This is a genomic window from Alteromonas sp. M12, assembly GCF_037478005.1.
In the GTDB taxonomy this organism is placed as follows: Bacteria; Pseudomonadota; Gammaproteobacteria; order Enterobacterales; family Alteromonadaceae; genus Aliiglaciecola; species Aliiglaciecola lipolytica_A.
The window spans coordinates 492,052-510,108 of sequence record NZ_CP144164.1 but is presented as its reverse complement, the minus strand read 5'-3'; the positions used below and the strand labels follow the sequence as shown (position 1 = coordinate 510,108).

At 41.4% G+C, this 18,057-nt stretch carries 15 protein-coding genes; 6 read left to right on the top strand and 9 right to left on the bottom strand.

Features of this window, described 5'->3' with window-relative positions; all coding sequences use genetic code 11:
* The first annotated feature begins 8 nt into the window (after window positions 1-8).
* From glgA to arcA, 5 genes are all read left to right on the top strand, one after another.
* On the top strand, window positions 9-1,427 hold the full coding sequence (gene glgA, locus VUI23_RS02125; RefSeq protein ID WP_216050454.1) for a glycogen synthase GlgA: 1,419 nt from the start codon (window positions 9-11) through the stop codon (window positions 1,425-1,427).
* Entirely contained in the window at window positions 1,421-1,774 is a 354-nt protein-coding gene (locus VUI23_RS02120; RefSeq protein ID WP_342806615.1) for a hypothetical protein, read from the top strand. The genes glgA and VUI23_RS02120 overlap by 7 nt, the downstream gene beginning before the upstream one ends.
* Window positions 1,775-1,907: 133 nt before the next feature.
* Window positions 1,908-3,551, top strand: a complete 1,644-nt coding sequence (locus tag VUI23_RS02115; RefSeq protein ID WP_342806613.1) for an ATP-binding protein — start codon at window positions 1,908-1,910, stop codon at window positions 3,549-3,551.
* Between the two features lie 3 nt (window positions 3,552-3,554).
* Entirely contained in the window at window positions 3,555-4,082 is a 528-nt protein-coding gene (locus tag VUI23_RS02110; protein ID WP_342806611.1) for a YfiR family protein, read from the top strand.
* Between the two features lie 62 nt (window positions 4,083-4,144).
* Entirely contained in the window at window positions 4,145-4,849 is a 705-nt protein-coding gene (gene arcA / locus VUI23_RS02105; protein WP_216050458.1) for a two-component system response regulator ArcA, read from the top strand.
* Window positions 4,850-5,012: 163 nt separating this feature from the next.
* On the opposite strand, the gene pmbA is transcribed toward arcA, so the two are convergent.
* Window positions 5,013-6,344, bottom strand: coding sequence for a metalloprotease PmbA (gene pmbA / locus VUI23_RS02100; RefSeq protein WP_342806609.1), 1,332 nt, complete (start codon window positions 6,342-6,344; stop codon window positions 5,013-5,015).
* Window positions 6,345-6,432: 88 nt separating this feature from the next.
* Here pmbA and yjgA point away from each other — a divergent pair, with 88 nt between their 5' ends.
* Window positions 6,433-6,942, top strand: coding sequence for a ribosome biogenesis factor YjgA (gene yjgA, locus VUI23_RS02095; protein WP_216050460.1), 510 nt, complete (start codon window positions 6,433-6,435; stop codon window positions 6,940-6,942).
* Between the two features lie 234 nt (window positions 6,943-7,176).
* Here the strand turns inward: yjgA and tldD are convergent, their stop codons facing one another.
* The 8 genes from tldD to VUI23_RS02055 form a co-directional block, all read right to left on the bottom strand.
* The gene (gene tldD / locus VUI23_RS02090; protein WP_342806607.1) at window positions 7,177-8,622 is read right to left on the bottom strand and encodes a metalloprotease TldD; all 1,446 of its coding nucleotides are present in this window, start codon (window positions 8,620-8,622) and stop codon (window positions 7,177-7,179) included.
* Window positions 8,615-9,427, bottom strand: a complete 813-nt coding sequence (locus tag VUI23_RS02085; protein WP_216050462.1) for a carbon-nitrogen hydrolase family protein — start codon at window positions 9,425-9,427, stop codon at window positions 8,615-8,617. The genes tldD and VUI23_RS02085 overlap by 8 nt, the downstream gene beginning before the upstream one ends.
* Window positions 9,428-9,429: 2 nt before the next feature.
* The gene (locus tag VUI23_RS02080; RefSeq protein WP_342806605.1) at window positions 9,430-13,278 is read right to left on the bottom strand and encodes a YhdP family protein; all 3,849 of its coding nucleotides are present in this window, start codon (window positions 13,276-13,278) and stop codon (window positions 9,430-9,432) included.
* Window positions 13,275-14,741, bottom strand: a complete 1,467-nt coding sequence (rng, locus tag VUI23_RS02075; protein WP_216050464.1) for a ribonuclease G — start codon at window positions 14,739-14,741, stop codon at window positions 13,275-13,277. Before rng ends, VUI23_RS02080 begins: the two co-directional genes overlap by 4 nt.
* A complete protein-coding gene (locus tag VUI23_RS02070) occupies window positions 14,731-15,315 on the bottom strand; it encodes a Maf family protein (protein ID WP_216050465.1) in 585 nt (194 codons plus the stop codon). The genes rng and VUI23_RS02070 overlap by 11 nt, the downstream gene beginning before the upstream one ends.
* Window positions 15,316-15,323: 8 nt before the next feature.
* On the bottom strand, window positions 15,324-15,800 hold the full coding sequence (gene mreD, locus VUI23_RS02065) for a rod shape-determining protein MreD (protein ID WP_216050466.1): 477 nt from the start codon (window positions 15,798-15,800) through the stop codon (window positions 15,324-15,326).
* Window positions 15,797-16,669 (bottom strand): rod shape-determining protein MreC, encoded by an 873-nt coding sequence (mreC, locus tag VUI23_RS02060; protein ID WP_303502259.1) that lies wholly within the window; start codon window positions 16,667-16,669, stop codon window positions 15,797-15,799. The genes mreD and mreC overlap by 4 nt, the downstream gene beginning before the upstream one ends.
* Window positions 16,670-16,742: 73 nt before the next feature.
* Window positions 16,743-17,786 (bottom strand): rod shape-determining protein, encoded by a 1,044-nt coding sequence (locus VUI23_RS02055; RefSeq protein ID WP_008843593.1) that lies wholly within the window; start codon window positions 17,784-17,786, stop codon window positions 16,743-16,745.
* Window positions 17,787-18,057: the final 271 nt, after the last annotated feature.

Sequence of the window (18,057 nt, the reverse complement as noted above, 5' to 3'; positions counted from 1 at the left end):
GATAAATATTGAAGATTCTTTTTGTAGTATCCGAAGTAGAAGACTTAGCTAAAACAGGTGGTTTGGCCGACGTGGCTAAAGCATTGCCAATCGAGCTAAAAAAACTAGGTCATGATGTCATCATAGTGATGCCCTATTACAAGCTATTAGCAGATAAGTTCGATGCGCCCATAGTCGCTTCTCAAGGTATTGTTTCAGGTAACAAAACCTATTCATTCAACGTCCGTCAATTACATATTCAAGATGTACCGGTTTTTGCTGTGGACTTCCCCGAATACTTTCATCGGGATGGTTTTTACACTGACGGCTATCACGCTTTTGCCGACAATGCGCAACGTTTCGCATTTTTTGCTGATGCTGCTTTAGCGACTAGCCGAGCCATCGATTTCCAGCCTAACATCGTGCACTGTAACGATTGGCATACTGCCTTAACACCGTATTTTTTGAAGACCGACAACAGCGGCTTTTTTGAACACAGCAAATGCATTCTAACCATCCACAACGGCGCTTTTCACGGTACTCATCGTATCGATCAAATTCCTTATGTAAGCAATCATTCTGAGTTACATAACCAGCTCGACGGAGACGCATTAAACTTTCTTAGAATTGGGATTCGCTACGCCGATAAAATTAATACGGTAAGCCCAAATTATGCGGTTGAGCTGTTAACTACCTTAGGTAGCCACATGCTTTACAATGAATTTACTGCGCGAAGAAAAGATGTGTCAGGTATTTTAAATGGATGTGATTACAGTCAATGGGATCCAGCCACCGACAAGTACATTCCTGCGAATTTTGACGTAAATAACCCAGCAGGGAAAACCGAATGTAAACGAAAATTGCAGGAAACCTCTGGCTTCGAACAAAAACCTAATGTGCCATTAATTGGTATGGTTTGTCGTCTAACCGAACAAAAGGGTTTTGGTTATATACTGCCAATTTTAGAAGATTTATTGCAACACAATGTACAACTTTTGATTGTTGGAACAGGAGACCCTTCAATAAGTGAAGTGCTGCATAGACATGCCCAAATACATCCAGACAAATTTATTTTCATTGAGACATTCAGTGTTGAATTGGCCCACTTGTTGGAAGCTGGCAGCGATTTCTTCCTAATGCCTTCTTTGTTTGAGCCTTGCGGCTTGAATCAAATGTATAGTTTGGCATATGGAACCTTGCCAATCGTTCGAGCCGTGGGTGGATTGAAAGATACTGTTATTGACGTTATTCATCAGCCGGATATTGCCACAGGCTTCGTATTTGAACACCCAGACAGTTCGGCGTTGCTTGGTTGTATTTACCGAGCTCTGTTGCATTACTACGAATACCCAGATAGCTTTAATGAAATGAAATTACGCGGTATGAATACTCGATTTACTTGGCATCAAGCAGCCTTAGAATATGAAGCGCTTTATCAGTCATGCTAACAACTATTACCTCAGGTCGTTTTAACAGTATTTTACTGACTCTGTCGCTTCTCTGGTGCATTAGCTATTCAGTTAATGCACAAGATAGTTTGCCAGAAAAATGCATTCAACTGCCTGAACGCACTAGTGTTTGCCCGAATATTTTGTACAAACGCTCGCCTGTTGATGTACCGCAGTTTGCGATCAAAGAAGGGGAGATTTTGTGTATTTGTATGGCCGACTTTGACTCTTTGCGCATACCCGCTACTGATGATGCCGGCAAGGTAGACCAGATAGTGTCTTTAACCAGAGCCTCTGTGAAATTGAATATTGACGAAAAAACCTTACTTGAAATAATTCGAAAATAGTGAAAAACACATATTTAGCCCTTGGCCTATAATTCTTTCCACTTTTATGAGCCTAAGTGTTTTCTTTTTAAACAATTTATATCACTATTATCCCTAGCAGCAGACTTGCCACCATAAGAAGCAGATTAACTATATGCTAACAGGCGGAAAAAATTTATCTTTAAAAACCCTGATTGTTTGGGTGGTAATGGCCATCACAACATCGGCGCTTGTTGTTACCTCTAGCATTTCATTAATCAATCAAATTACTAATTACAAAAATGAACTCATTCAACAGGTTATCATTTATGCTGAAATTATCAGTAACAATGCAATCTCGAGTTTAGAATTTGATGATGATCTAATAGAGGAAGAAAATTTACAAATATTAAAAGCTGCCACATTCATTGAAGCTGTGCATATTTACAGAGTAGTTGAAGGGCAAAATCCCACTTATTTCACCAGTTACAACCGTCCGGACCAAGCTCGAACGCCACCAATGTGGAAGCACATTGAGGACTTTAAAACGCCAGTTCAAACAGATAACAAATTCGAATTTATTAAACCAATTAAATTAGACGATAAGATTATCGGTTACGTGTATTTGCGCGTATCGGCAGATATTTTAAACCAATTGATTTCCAGTTCCATTGTCACCAACTTCGCCGCGTTACTCATTATATTGATAATTTGTTACCTGCTGACACTACGTTTACAAAAAACACTGGCAAACCCAATAATTAATTTAGCCACTTTAGTTCAGCGTATTTCCAGACAAAGAGATTACAAAGGTCGAGCCGAGAGTACCAACATCAAAGAGCTAGATATTCTTGGGTCTGCATTTAACGATATGCTAGATCGTACTCAGCACTATCTAAAAGAACGAGATTTTGCCGAACAAGAACAGCGAAAATTGCATGCCAGTCTAGAGGAAAAGGTGCAACTGCGAACTGTAGCCTTAAAAGCAGCGAATCAAGAACTAATTGAAACCTTAGAAAAACTGCATCAGTTCCAACGACAAATGGTCCAAAACGAAAAAATGGCTTCTTTAGGGGACATGGTTGCAGGCGTAGCACATGAAGTTAACACACCGATTGGACTCGGGGTAACAGCCTCAACAATGATGCTAGATAGGCTTAATCATATTGAAAGTGAATTCGAAGCAAAAACATTAAAAGCCAGTACGCTCTCGAAGTTTATTTCTGAGGGACAAGAAAACCTGAGCATTATCTATCGCAATTTGAATCGAGCTGCAGAGCTTATCTCCAGCTTTAAACAAGTAGCTGTTGATCAATCAAGTGAAAGCAATCGTGTCTTTGCCTTTGCGCAATTACTGGATGAGATTTTGATGTCCATGCGCCCTAAACTCAAAAAATATAAACACGTAATAAGTGTTCATTGTCCAAACGACCTATATATTGAAACCAAAGCCGGACCAATTAATCAGATTATTATGAATTTAGTGATGAACTCAATCATTCATGGCTTTGAATTTATGGATGAAGGTAAAATCGACATATATATTGATTTAGTTTCAGAAAATAAAATAAAAATACGCTATGTGGATAATGGCAAAGGCATTCCAGAACCACTCAGGAAGCGGATTTTTGATCCATTTGTGACCACTAAACGTGGACAAGGCGGCAGTGGTTTGGGAATGCATTTGGTCTACAACTTAATTACCCAAGCACTGAATGGTTCTATCACCATCACCAGCGAAGTAGATAAAGGTGTTGAATTTACAATCCTTTTTCCGGTGAGAATAATCGACCCAAAAACTTTGGCAAAGGGTTCTTAAATTATGATTTTGAGAATAATTATTTTCATCACTGTGACATGGAGCACTATTGTTTATGCGCACAACAATGATTTTGAAGTGTCCGCAACGTCAATTCGTTCCACCTTCTTTTTACATGTGGTCAATTATTCGAAGTGGCAACAGTCTTTCATGAGTTTAAAGTTTTGTTTAATAGAGCAAGAGTCTCAAAAACACTATTTAATGCTAAATGAATCAGATTTACTGAATCATAATAAAAAACAGATACAGCTCCAACAAGTAGACTCTCTACCTACTGCTATTGAACAAGGTTGTAACTATATATTTGTCGATAAGTCGAGCGAGTCCAAAACTTTATACAAAGATTTGAAACAAACAAGCTTATCTATTGTCACTATTGGAGAAACTATATCTTTTATTAAAAACGGGGGATTGCTTAGCCTTATTGAAGAGTACGACAAGATAAGGATTTACATAAATAAAGAGCAGTATGCCGATTCTCCCGTAAAGTTTAGTGCAAGACTACTAAAGTATGCAAATTTCACTGGATAATAGCCTGATTTATAGATATTTTCTGTTAAACTAAATATATTGAAATAAAACGGATAAAAACAATGACGCCCAATATACTAATTGTTGAAGATGAAGTAGTAACACGGACTACTTTGAAAAGCTTATTTGAAGCTGAAGGTTATAATGTATTCGAAGCTGAAGATGGCAGCGAAATGCATGATTTTTTCGAAAATAACAACATTAACCTAGTTGTTATGGATATAAATTTACCTGGAAAGAATGGGCTGATACTTGCTCGTGAAGTCAGAGATCGCAAAAATGTCGGTTTGATATTCTTAACCGGCAGAGATAACGATGTTGACCGTATTTTAGGATTAGAGATCGGCGCGGATGATTATTTAACTAAGCCATTCAACCCTAGAGAGCTAACGATTAGAGCGCGAAATCTTTTGAATAGAACGCTCAGCAACAATGAAGATGACGATCTTCCAAGTCGCGTAAGCTTTAATGGTTGGATTTTAGATGGTGATAGTCGCAGTCTAATATCTCCTAGCCAAAACGAATTCCGTCTTCCTCGTAGTGAATTCCGCGCGTTACACTTGTTCCTAAGTAACCCTGGAAAAATCCTAACAAGAGAGCAGTTGATAATGGAAATGACAGGTCGTGAATTGCGTCCTAATGACCGTACTGTTGACGTAACAATCCGTCGTATACGTAAGCACTTCGAATCAGAAGTCAACTCAGAAGATTTGATTGTAACCATTCATGGAGAAGGCTACCGCTTCTGCGGCACCGTTGACATGTAATCGTTTCAATTTGACGTATTAGACACCGTAAAAAAGGGCTTATTAAGCCCTTTTTTACTATCTGATGAATCGCTAATGGTCACTAATTAAACGCAAATTTACCTAACTTTTTCCGTTTAGAAAGCAGAATGTTAGATGACATACAATCGATTCAAATAGTGCTTTAACTGCCAGCGAGTTGCATTTCACTTACTAAGATAGATCCTGTGTGGATACTTCCTCGAGTTTCAGCCACAGAACCAACGGCAGAAATGTTCATCAACATGTCTTTTAAGTTACCAGCAATGGTTATTTCGTGAACGGGATATTGAATCACTCCATTTTCAACCCAAAAGCCAGCCGCACCTCGAGAATAATCGCCAGTAACGATATTCACTCCTTGGCCCATTAGTTCAGTGACTAACAAGCCTGTTCCCATTTCCTTTAATAATGCATCATCAGAGTGGCCAGTATGTTTAATCAACCAATTATGAATACCACCAGCATGGCCATTAGTCTGCATCCCCATCTTTCTCGCCGAGTAACTGGTTAAAAGATAATGGTTCAATACACCCTGACTCACTATAGTCAAATCTTCAGTTTTAACACCTTCATTATCGAAAGGTGAGCTGGCAAGCCCCGATTTAATATGCGGACGTTCGAGTATTTCAAACCAGCTAGGTAAAACTTGATTACCTAAACTGTCGAGCAAAAAAGATGACTTCCGGAACAAGCTGCCGCCACTAATAGCACTAACAAAATGTCCAAGTAAACCCGCAGCGACATCACGATGAAAAATAACCGGTATTTTAGCCGTCTTCAATTTACGCGCATTTAGTCTGCTTAAAGTAAATTCTGCGGCTTCTTTTCCGATTTGTGCGGCAGGCGTCATCAAATCGGCTTGACGATTAACGGTATAACTATAGTCGCGCTGCATATCACCGTTATCTTCTCCGATAACGACACAACTTAAACTGTAGCGACTACTTGGATAACCACCAATGAACCCATGACTATTGCCATACACCTTCATACCAATATTAGCGTTGTATGAAGCACCGTCTGAATTGGTAATTCTAGGATCGAAGCCCAAGGCTGCCTCTTCGGCTAAAATAGCTTGCTGAATCCCGTGTTGCGTATCGAGTTCAATTGGATGGTACATATCCAAGTTTGGATAGTCATAGGCCATTAAAGCCTCATCAGCAGGACCTGAGTAGGGGTCTTCACTGGTGTACTTAGCAATTTCACAGGCTTTTTCTACTGCTAAAGTCAGCGCATTTATACTCAAATCTGCAGTTGATGCACTGCCCTTACGTTGACCAAAATAAACACTGATACCTAAACCACCATCGTTGGTGAATTCAACTGTTTCTACTTCTTTTAACCGAGTGGATACGGAAATACCCTCAACTTTCGACATGCTAGCTTCTGCATGACTGGCCCCTTTTTGCTTAGCCAATGCCAAAACGTCTTCAACTGCTTGTTGAATTTGGGCTAATTGTTGCTCCATTTGCATATAAGACTCACTTTCTATGCACAACTTTTAATGCTGTGCGCTATTAGCTGGGTTACAATTGGCATAGTGTAACATTAAAGACATTATCATGAGCGATACGAATTTTACCGGAAACGGCCCAGAACAAGAAATTAAAAGCAAAACCCAACTTAAGCAGGAAAGTCTTGCTATTCAAAAATTGGGGGAAGCACTAGTTGAGCTAGGTGCGGCTTCATTATCTAAAATCCCTATGGATGAAGAGTTAACCGAAGCAGTTGAACTAGCTCGTAGAATCAATAAGAAGAAAGATGGTTACCGCCGTCAATTACAACTAATTGGTAAGCTGATGCGGCATCGAGATACCCAGCCTATCCAGTTAGCTCTAGATCAGTTGCAATTGGCTCATCGTCAACAAACTGGCAAGTTCCATCATGTAGAAGAAGCGCGAGACAAAGTATTGCAGGGTGATAGAGGCATTGATGTGTTAATCAACGAGCACCCAGAACTAGATCGCCAAAAGTTAAGACAATATTCTCGTCAGGCTAAAAAACAGCAAGAACTAAATAAGCCTCCTAAAGCCGCACGTGAATTATTCCAATATTTAAAAGAAATGTTGTAGGCGGGTGCTTTAGCCCCGCGCAGGATTTGGATCATTCCTCCTGTAGGCGGGTGCTTTAGCCTCGCGCAAGATATGGATCATTCCATGGCCTGAAGCCCATGCTACAGAGCCCGCTAGATTGACTGAACCTTCCATGGCCTTAAGGCCATGCTACAACAGCCCGCTAGATTGACTGAACCTTCCATGGCCTGAAGGCCATGCTACAACAGCCCGCTAGATTGATTGGAGCCCATGTTATAGGGCGGTTCCGCCTACGGTTAATTCGTCGACTTTGAGGGTGGGCTGACCAACGCCTACCGGCACGCTTTGTCCGTCTTTACCACACACACCAACGCCTTTGTCTAGGCTCAAATTATTACCTATCATCGAAATTTTTTGCATTACTTCAGGGCCATTGCCAATTAGCGTTGCGCCTTTGATTGGAGTGGTAATTTTGCCATTTTCAATCAAATATGCTTCTGAGGTCGAGAAAACAAACTTACCCGATGTGATATCTACCTGCCCACCACCAAAGTTAGGCGCATAAACCCCTTTGTCGATACTACTAATAATCTCTTCAGGGCTATATTGCCCCTCTAACATAAAGGTATTCGTCATTCGCGGCATAGGAAGATGAGCATAGGACTCTCTACGTCCGTTTCCTGTAGGATTAACACCCATCAATCTAGCATTTAATTTGTCTTGCATATACCCGGTTAATACACCGTCTTCAATCAAAACATTTCGTTGTGTTGGTGTACCTTCATCATCAACAGATAATGAACCACGGCGGTCAGCCAAAGTTCCATCGTCAACTACAGTTACCCCTTTAGCGGCGACTTGTTGTCCCATTTTTCCACTAAAAGTTGAAGCACCCTTACGATTAAAATCACCTTCTAAACCGTGCCCTACAGCTTCGTGCAATAATACGCCCGGCCAGCCAGCTCCCAAAACAACAGGCATCAAACCTGCGGGGGCATCAATTGCCTGCATATTTACTCTGGCCATGTGGATTGCTTCATCAGCTAGTACTTGATAACGCGTTTTATCCCCATCAGATTGTAAGAAATATTGGTATCCATAACGTCCACCCATACCGGCACTGCCGCGCTCTCTTCTTCCATTGTTTTCAATTAAGATAGAACAATTAAGTCGAATAAGTGGCCGTATGTCGGTAGTAAAAGTGCCATCTGTAGCAGCAATTAATACTTCTTCATACACCCCACTAATGCTCACAACGACTTGGGTAGCTAAGGGCTCGTTATCTCGAATATATTTATCAACATCCTGCAATAAGGTGATTTTTTGATGTTCTTGCATACCAAGGATGGGATTCTCAGCAAAATACCTTGCAGATGATTGTTTGGGTGCGCTGGCAGCAACATTGAAACTACCTCCAGTACTTGCGATGCTGCGAGATGCTTTTGCCGCTTTAGTCAACGCTTCTTGGCTAATATCATCAGAGTAGGCGAAACCGGTTTTTTCACCGCTAACTGCGCGCACACCTACGCCTTTTTCAATATTATAGCTACCGTCTTTAATTATTCCGTCTTCCAATACCCAACCTTCATGCTGACTAGATTGAAAATAAATATCGGCAAAATCATTTTGATGCTGACAAATCAGATTTAAAGCGGATACGACCTTATTGGGATCTAAATCTGCTGCATATAATAAATTTTCTTCGACCAAATTAGACAAGGTAACTCCTGAATTGATTATGTTGCTGAACTGGCATGTTAGTGCGAATTCTACTGATTTCGCTGGGATCAAACTTAGCACTGACTGCGCCACTGCCTGTTTCTATCTCAGATAAGATTTCCCCCCAAGGAGAAATCACGCAAGAATGTCCGTAAGTCTCGCGACCGTTGGCATGGATACCGCCTTGATTAGCTGCAACCAAATAACATTGTTTTTCTATGGCTCTGGCTTTTAATAGAGGCTCCCAATGAGCTCTCCCCGTTGCGCGGGTGAAAGCGCTGGGTAACACTAATACGTCAATCTCGCCCATAGCGACAAACATGGCAGCAAAGCGGATATCATAACATACAGCCACACCAATTTTGCCGAAAGGTGAATCAACGACTACAAGTTTGTCACCAGCTTGGGTATATTTGGATTCAAGATAATTGCGGGTGCCATCTTCAACTTGGACATCAAACAAATGGATTTTTTGATAATCATCTACACGTCGCCCAGTATCATCAAAAATTAGGCAGGTCGCTGTATATTTACCTGATTTCGAAGTAGTAATTGGCATAGTTCCGGCAACCAACCAAACTTTGTATTTTTTAGCCATTGCCGACAAAGCTTCTTGAATAGCACCTTCTCCAAGCTCCTCTGCAATTAACAATAACGCAGCATCACCAGCCCCAAAACACGCGAAACATTCCGGCAATACAATTAAGTCACCAGGTTGCTGCTGAGCAATATATTGTTCAACGTGTTGTAGATTGACCGATACATCTGGACTTGAAACTAACTGACATGCGACTAAATTGGCCATTACTATCCTCTCGTATCATTGATTTGCAAATTAACTCTCTCTTCGGGAAGAACCTGAGGAGGAATATCTTCATCATCGAGTTCTATGGGCGTATTTCTTGCGGGTAACGCAACTTCTTTACTTTTTCTATCCAACTCTGTCAGTATCGGTTCATCCAAAGTACCGGTTACTGAATATTTCACATTGGAGATGACTTTGGCCTCGGTGAGAACTTGATCAATCGCTAGCGCCGCAATCGCGGTAGCAGGATTTACCATCCAATACACTAACAAGGGTAAACTTGACGTCACGTTCGGCGTAAACTCAATGCGGTAATTCAACTCCTTCGTGGATAAGTCAGTGTAACCTGCAATTAACATTTCCCCTGCAGCACCGTCGATTACCACGTCTTGGGTTTCCGCTTTGCCGTCGACTATTTGCATGGAGCCACCCATTTTGTCGTAGAAAAACCCTTTTGCAAATACATCTCTGAAGTCCAAACTCAACTTTCTAACTAACGATTGCAGACTCAATATACTAAAAATACGAGAGCCTTTATCACTCACATCAGATAAATAACCGTCAGTTAATCGCCAATCAATGTTACCCCCGAGGCTTGATAACGAAAACTTGTGAGGGGCATCTTGCCAGTTTAAATTAAACTTAAAGTTTGCTTTAGAGTCTTTAATCCCCGAATCAAAACCAAACCCTTTGAGTAAAGCACCAAAATCAGGACTGCTGAGTTCACCTTTCAAGTCGGTACTTGAACCTTGTTCACTAATAAACCAGTCACCGCTAGCATATAAAATACCATTGCTGTTATTAAACCTCAGATTGTCAATTTGCATACCTGTGGGGGCTCTAGATAGTGAAAAATCGACTTTCCCTAAATCATTGCCAAACAATTTGCAGCTCTTACAATCGAAACTAACGGGCGGTAAATTTTGCAGCATCGGGGCTTGCGATATGGCACTTTCCTCACCTTCATGCCACTGAGCTAAATCAATAAAATCAGCTTTTATATCAACACCGCGGTTCAACCAATCATCATATAAGGTGACTTTGGCTCGAATCTGATCCGCATTGAACTCCAGTAACCAGTCATCGCTAGAGTGCTTGGCCACTAACTCTAATTGATTGATTTTTTGTCCTGCTACAATCATGGTTTCGGCATTGACATAAACTCGTTGAGGCGCAGTTAATATAGGACGGTCATTGCCACTTGGTAAATCACTTATTAAGGTTGAAATAGCTTGATACCAAGCGTCAAAATCAGTGTCTTTTACTTTTGCCGAGATACTAAACCCCAGCCCCATTGCCAAAGTTTCACTCTCGCCGATAGATAAATGCGCACGAGAAAACTGCATTGTTTCATGGGGTAGAACCCCCTCAAAGGAAATAGAATCGCCGAGAGATAGACTAAAATTAGAAGCTTGATTATCGCCGTTCCCAGTCACGAACAACTGCTTTTCTTGCTCGCTGCTTTTGCTAAATGGTGCAGGTAAACTTGATGTCACCCCTTGTAAATTACTCACCAACTCAAATTCATAAGCATAGGTGTCTTTATGTAAAGTTAGTTGCGTATTTGCCTGCCACGCACTATGTCCAGCTAGATACTTATTCATGCTCGGCTGGTGATCCCGCAATAACGGCTGTAACTCCCAATCACCTTGAATTTCTATATCTGCTTTGTAAGCCCCATTTGGATCCGAATAGCCGTCGAAATTTGCAGTGATTTTTTGCTCAAACAATTCCCCCTTAAGACCATTAAAATTAACCTTTTCATTGGCAAATGAAACCTCACCCACCATGTTTTTAAAATTCAAATTAAGGCTAGGTAAATAGACTGGGTTGCCGTTCAAAGATACTCGGCCTTTAGCCATAACGTTATTGCCTGACAAGGGGATATGCAGATCTAACTTGGTTTGAAGTTTTCCACTAACATTAACGCCTTCGGTTAAAACAGTGCCTAAACTGTTAGCCAAAAAACTGTCTAATATTAGTTCGTTTACATCCGCACTTTGTGCACTCACGTTAGCGTCAATATTTAGCACGGCTCCATTGCTTAGCTCTGGAATTTCTGCCGATAACTGAGATAGGGCGACATTTTTCAATTTGCCTTTATGAGCTAACATTGCCAGGCTTTTGTTTTCAAATAGTAAATCCACATCCAAATCGGTTAATGCTGGCCAGTCAGGTGCAAACTTAAATTCGCTGTCGTTGACGTCAATACTTATCTGAAATATACCTTGGTGATTTTCGAACGGAAATTGGCTAAGCGAACCTTGCCAAAGCACGTTAGTAGAAGCTAACTCTCCGCTGCGCATTGCCCCCTGTAAGTACGCTTTAGTTTCAGGCCCCATGTAGTGATCAGGAAATAAATTTTTAGCCTGCTCAACGCTCAGCTCACCAATATTAGCGATTAAATCCAGTTGTTTGTCCTTGCTATCAAAGGCCATCTGCAGATCTAAGTTTAAATCGCTACCTTGTAATGAGAAGTTGGGTATATCAACCACCACTCCTCGCGGTTGCCAATCGAGGAAAACATCAAAGTCGATAGATTGATAACTGAGATTTTTGTCTAACGTATTGTCTGCTAAAAACTCTCCTTCAGCACCAGAAATAGACAATTTAGCGAGGTTATCAAACATCCTAAAACTGCCAGCAACGTTAGTCACTCCAGGTACCCCATCCACTTGATTCCAGCTAACTTTAGAGAAATTAGCGCTGGCTGAAAATTGCTTACCGAAGACAATGGCTAAATCATCAATTCGCGCATTGGGTTTGAGTTGTTCGATGAAGTCAATTGCTTCCTTATCAAATGCCAATGGCAATACAGGCAACAAGGTACGGATATTGACCGGGGTAGTCGTTTGGAAATGAGTCAGCCCATTGCGGCCAATGTGCCCCGTCCAACTGGTTAATAAACTTTGTTGACGAGATTCTAGAATCAGGTCGTCGATATTAATTAACCAACCCTGTTCATCCGGCACACCACGAATACTTCCGCCAACTATCGCGGCATCAACCTGACTTTCCGGTGAGGTCCATGAAAACTCACTTTTATTCAGCATCATTTGCACGTTTTCAATACGATTTTCTTTCAACTCAGCCCAAAATGTAAAGTTCCCCCTACTTTGGGTTAGCTGATTTTGGGTACGAATCAATTGGTTTAGCCAAGGTGACATATCAAGTTCTTCACCGCGGGCGTAAAAAGTACCGCTAAGATTATCTTTATTACCGACTAAATCGAGACTAAAGGTTGTGGAATTATTGGCTAACTCCACCACGCGCAATAAACCTGAACCTTGGTGGCGGTCGTCTTTATTCAGCCAGCTCAATTGCTGTATTTGAATTAATTGCTGATCGTAGCGCGTGGTGACATCAATCACACTATTACTAATTGAAAAACGCTGCAATTGTTGTAGAAATAAGTCTTCCAGCGCATCAACCACTGGAAATTCGCTTTCTGAACTTTGAATTCGCGCTAAATTAACGGATAACGCCAAGCCACTTAACTCAAAACGTCGGGATTGAATCTGTCGGGCCACAATGGTGCCCCAAAAATCGATCTCGATTTGCGTATCTTCAATTTCTAGACCAATGGGAGATTGTTCGTCTTGTTGAAGTTTAATGTCTTTGAGTATCAAAGAAGGGCCACTTTTGGCCCAATTTGCGCTGAGTTGACCAATAGTTAGATTGATACCATAACGATTACTTAGCCAAGATTCGATTCGGTGCTTATGGTCGTCCATATAAGGCAACGAAAAGCGGATAACACTTAGGCTCACAGCCACCAGCACCAGCAGAACAGCTGCTAGCGTCCATAGTTTTCTAACTACGTAAGCGGCATAGAATGAAGTGGGTTTCACATCATTACCACATCGAATTTGTCTTGGTTATAAAGCAATTCAGTTTGTACCTTTATTTGTTTAGAAACAAAAACCTCTAATTCAGCTAACATATGGGACTCTTCGCCCATTAAAGCTTCGGCGACGGCTTGGGATGCATAAACCACAAATTTATCTGCGTCATAAGCGCGGTTAACTCGCACAATTTCGCGCATAACTTCAAAACAGATAGTTTCTACGGTTTTAATTGAACCTCTGCCCTTACATACTGGACATTCGCCACACAATATATGCTCCAAACTCTCACGGGTGCGTTTACGGGTCATTTCGATTAAACCTAAAGCGGTAAATCCATGGATATTGGATTTAGCCCGATCTTTACTGGTGGCAGATTCTAAGCTGTGCATTACTCGACGTTTATGATCTTCGTCGCTCATATCAATGAAGTCGATTAGAATCATCCCACCAAGATTTCTTAATCTAAGTTGACGGGCGATTGCTTGAGTAGCTTCTATATTGGTGTTGAAAATGGTTTCTTCGAGATTACGGTGCCCTACAAACGCACCAGTATTTATATCAATAGTGGTCATTGCTTCAGTCTGATCGATGATCAAATAGCCACCGGATTTCAATTCCACACGACGTTCCAATGAACGTTGCGCCTCATTTTCAACATCATACAAATCAAATATTGGGCGTTCGCCCTGATAATATTCCAGCAATTTATTCAGCTCAGGAACGTATTCTTGGGTAAAGTGCTGTAACTCTTGAAATGATAATTTAGAGTCGATTCTGATGCGGTCTAATTGAGTACCCACGAAATCCCGCAATACTCGTCTTGCTAAAGGCAAATCTTCGTATAAAACATTACCTTTTCGACCTTTCATGCGCGATTGAATTTTCGCCCATAAACGTTTTAAAAATTCTGCGTCTGAGATAAGTTCTTTTTCTTGCACACCCTCGGCAGCCGTACGAAGGATAAATCCGCCATCATCACTGCAATATTCCTGTACTAAAGATTTCAGCCGTTCGCGCTCTGCCTCATCTTCAATACGCTGCGAGACCCCAACATGGTCAACACTGGGCATAAAAACCAGATAACGGGAAGGAATAGTGATATCTGTAGTAAGCCTAGCCCCCTTAGTACCAATAGGATCTTTCACCACTTGTACGACTATGTCTTGACCATCTCGTAGCAAGTCGCGGATGTCTTTTTTAGCAATTGAGGTAGTCGACATTTCGTCGCTAACTTCATTGTGGAAGGCAATATCAGAGGCATGCAAAAACGCGGCTTTATCTAAACCGATATCCACAAAAGCGGCCTGCATCCCAGGTAAAACCCGACTCACTTTGCCACGATAGATATTCCCCACCAAACCGCGCTTGGTGTGACGTTCCACATGAATTTCTTGCAAAATACCATTCTCAATCAAAGCAACTCTTGATTCAGAAGGGGTTACGTTTATCAGTAATTCAGCACTCATACAGCTTAATACCTGCCTGTTTAATTAATTCACTGGTCTCATACAAAGGTAACCCAACCACTGCGCTATAACTACCATTGATATGTTTTACAAAATTCCCTGCGAAACCCTGTATTCCGTAAGCTCCGGCCTTATCTTGCGGCTCACCAGTTTGCCAATACCATTGCATTTCAGCTTCAGATAATAATTTGAAACGAACGGCAGTTTCCACTATAAAATGTTCGGTACCTAAATGGTTTTTTAGGGCAACCGCGGTCTTCACTTTATGTTGCCTATCACTTAGTTGCTGCCACATCTGCCGAGCATGCTGAAAATTGTCTGGCTTTCCTAACACTTGCTCTTGATTACCACTATCCACAACCACAATAGTATCGGCACCTATAACGCCATCCACCTGCGTATGTTGACGCCAACCTTGTTGTGCTTTTTCAATAGCCAATCGTATAACATAATCATTAGAGTCTTCGTTTGCTAATTGAGTTTCATCAATATCAACATTTAGTGTAGTAAATTTTACGCCAAGTTGACTTAATAGCTCTTTTCGCCTCGGAGATTGAGATGCTAGCAATAACATGTGGGGCCTTAAGTGATTCTGAATTGCCGTCTGACTTTACGCAACAGACCAAAAATCCATGGCCACATCAACATAGAGGTCAGAACCGGCCACAGGTAGGTAAACAAGAAGTTCACATCAGTCTGTAGATGTTGCAACCAAAATACGACCAAGTGATATAACGCAGATAAAGTTCCAATAATAAACGCTTGCTGCCACAAAGAGTAATTTCGCAAACGTTGATAATTCGACGCCAAAATAAAGATATTGATGCTCAAGGCAAAACTATGCACGCCTAGGCTGGTTCCCATTAAAATATCTAACACCAGACCGACTATGAATGCCATTCCCACATTAACCCTATTCGGAAGTGCTAATGCCCAATATGACATCACCAATAAAACCCAATCAGGGCGAAATTGCTCAACCGTAAGAGGCATAGGAACAATTTGCAAAATTAACGCAATAATAATACTCAGAAAAATTGCATAATTGCGCAGCTTCATTGGGCCTCCACTGTTGGCGTAGATTGCGGCATGATAGGTTGTGTTGGCGCATCTGCTGGCCACAACAACAATAGATATCTCAATCTATCTAGCTGCGCTATGGGCGTAGCTGTAACCAATGCAAATGGACGACTTTCATCACGCACGATGGAGGTGATAGTCGCGGTCGGGTAACCTTCTGGAAAGATATTCCCTAACCCTGAGGATACGAGTAAGTCGCCTACTTGAATATCAGCACTATGGGCTACATGTTCCAAAATTAGTTCATCAAACTGCCCTGACCCACTGGCGATAAGCTGCACATTATTACGGGCGTTTCTAAGTGGAATAGCATGGGTTATATCCGCCAACAACAACACTCGGCTATTGGTAGTACCCACTTCCATTATTTGCCCGACAATACCTTTGTCATCCAGTACGGTTTGTCCTTCATAAACCCCGTTTATCGCTCCCTTATCAATGATAATTTGTAAGCTAAATGGATTGTTATCCACCGCCATTAATTCGGTTACCATTTTCTGGATTGGGGCTGAAACAGGCGCTCCAAGTAATGCCCGTAAACGATCATTCTCTGCGGCTAACAAATCGAAGCGTTGTAGCTTTTCAGACATTTTCATCGCTTGCAGGGTTAATTGCTGGTTGTCTTCGAGCAGTTTTTTATGGGTAGAAAACTTTTCAGCCCCTGAACTTAACATTTGCCCAGGTAAGCTGGCAATGTACTGAAGGGGGCTAACAATAGAGTTTAAATAGACTTTTACCGAAGCAAAACCGTCATATTTGTGATCAACAAAAATGAGGATAACAGAAACGAATAAGGCCAACGCGAGTCGACTGACAAGTGATGGCCCTCTAGTAAACATGGTATTCATTTAGGCTAAATACCTGTTTGATAATGTTTGTAATAATTGAACGATGTCTAGCACAAATAATCCCTAATTCAGACTATTCGTAGCTAAACAGGTCACCACCATGAATATCGATCATCTCAAACGCTTTACCTCCGCCACGAGCTACACAGGTTAGCGGATCATCAGCGATCACCACAGGAATGCCAGTTTCTTCCATTAGCAAGCGATCCAAATCTTTTAACAATGCACCACCGCCAGTCAATACCATTCCACGTTCAGAAATATCAGAAGCCAGTTCAGGAGGAGATTGTTCAAGGGCAACCATGACTGCAGAAACAATTCCGGTAAGTGGTTCTTGTAAGGCTTCTAAAATTTCATTGCTATTTAGCATGAATCCTCTAGGTACACCTTCTGCCAAGTTACGACCGCGTACTTCTATTTCACGTACCTCTTCACCGGGATAAGCAGCGCCAATTTCATGTTTAATTCGTTCAGCAGTAGCTTCACCTATGAGTGAACCAAAATTACGACGAATATAATTGATAATAGCTTCATCAAACTTATCACCACCGATGCGTACTGAAGATGAATACACCACACCGTTTAATGAAATGATCGCGACTTCCGTTGTACCACCACCGATATCGACCACCATAGACCCTGTTGCTTCAGATACAGGCAAGCCTGAACCAATTGCAGCGGCCATTGGCTCATCGATAAGGTATACGTCTCTTGCGCCAGCACCTAGTGCAGATTCACGAATCGCACGGCGTTCTACTTGCGTTGAACCACAAGGCACGCAAACCAGAACCCGAGGGCTGGGTTTGAGAAAGTTATTGTCATGCACTTGTTTAATAAAGTGTTGAAGCATTTTTTCGGTCACATAGAAATCAGCGATAACGCCGTCTTTCATTGGACGAATAGCTTTAATGTTTCCAGGCGTTCTACCAAGCATTTGTTTTGCTGCAGTACCTACTGCGGCAACACTTTTTGGTCCGCCCGCGCGTTCCTGACGAATTGCAACTACTGAGGGTTCGTTCAAAACGATTCCCTGACCTTTAACATAAATAAGCGTATTTGCAGTACCGAGGTCGATTGATAAATCGTTTGAAAACATTCCTCGAAGCTTTTTAAACATGAACAGACCGCACCCTGTTGGAGATAGACATAATGATCCGCTAACTTTACCAATGCCCCTTTAAATCAGCAAGTAAAGAATAGATTTATCCGGTGTTAACACCAAAAGAATTGTGCTTTTTGTAGAATAAGCGACTAAATGAGAGAATATGGATGGAAACAAATCGATTTACTTATTTTTTGATACCTAAGTTAAATTGTATTTTACCTTTGTTACCAATCACTGCCAGTAATAGGATGGATAAAATCCATGTGGCAATAAGCAAAACTAT

Bases quoted from the DNA above. Each gene is read 5' to 3' on its own strand.
- VUI23_RS02120 (WP_342806615.1), top strand. From the start codon at position 1,421: ATGCTAACAACTATTACCTCAGGTCGTTTTAACAGTATTTTACTGACT.
- VUI23_RS02115 (WP_342806613.1), top strand. From the start codon at position 1,908: ATGCTAACAGGCGGAAAAAATTTATCTTTAAAAACCCTGATTGTTTGG.
- VUI23_RS02110 (WP_342806611.1), top strand. From the start codon at position 3,555: ATGATTTTGAGAATAATTATTTTCATCACTGTGACATGGAGCACTATT.
- arcA (WP_216050458.1), top strand. From the start codon at position 4,145: ATGACGCCCAATATACTAATTGTTGAAGATGAAGTAGTAACACGGACT.
- pmbA (WP_342806609.1), bottom strand. From the start codon at position 6,344: ATGCAAATGGAGCAACAATTAGCCCAAATTCAACAAGCAGTTGAAGAC.
- yjgA (WP_216050460.1), top strand. From the start codon at position 6,433: ATGAGCGATACGAATTTTACCGGAAACGGCCCAGAACAAGAAATTAAA.
- VUI23_RS02085 (WP_216050462.1), bottom strand. From the start codon at position 9,427: ATGGCCAATTTAGTCGCATGTCAGTTAGTTTCAAGTCCAGATGTATCG.
- rng (WP_216050464.1), bottom strand. From the start codon at position 14,741: ATGAGTGCTGAATTACTGATAAACGTAACCCCTTCTGAATCAAGAGTT.
- VUI23_RS02070 (WP_216050465.1), bottom strand. From the start codon at position 15,315: ATGTTATTGCTAGCATCTCAATCTCCGAGGCGAAAAGAGCTATTAAGT.
- mreD (WP_216050466.1), bottom strand. From the start codon at position 15,800: ATGAAGCTGCGCAATTATGCAATTTTTCTGAGTATTATTATTGCGTTA.
- mreC (WP_303502259.1), bottom strand. From the start codon at position 16,669: ATGAATACCATGTTTACTAGAGGGCCATCACTTGTCAGTCGACTCGCG.
- VUI23_RS02055 (WP_008843593.1), bottom strand. From the start codon at position 17,786: ATGTTTAAAAAGCTTCGAGGAATGTTTTCAAACGATTTATCAATCGAC.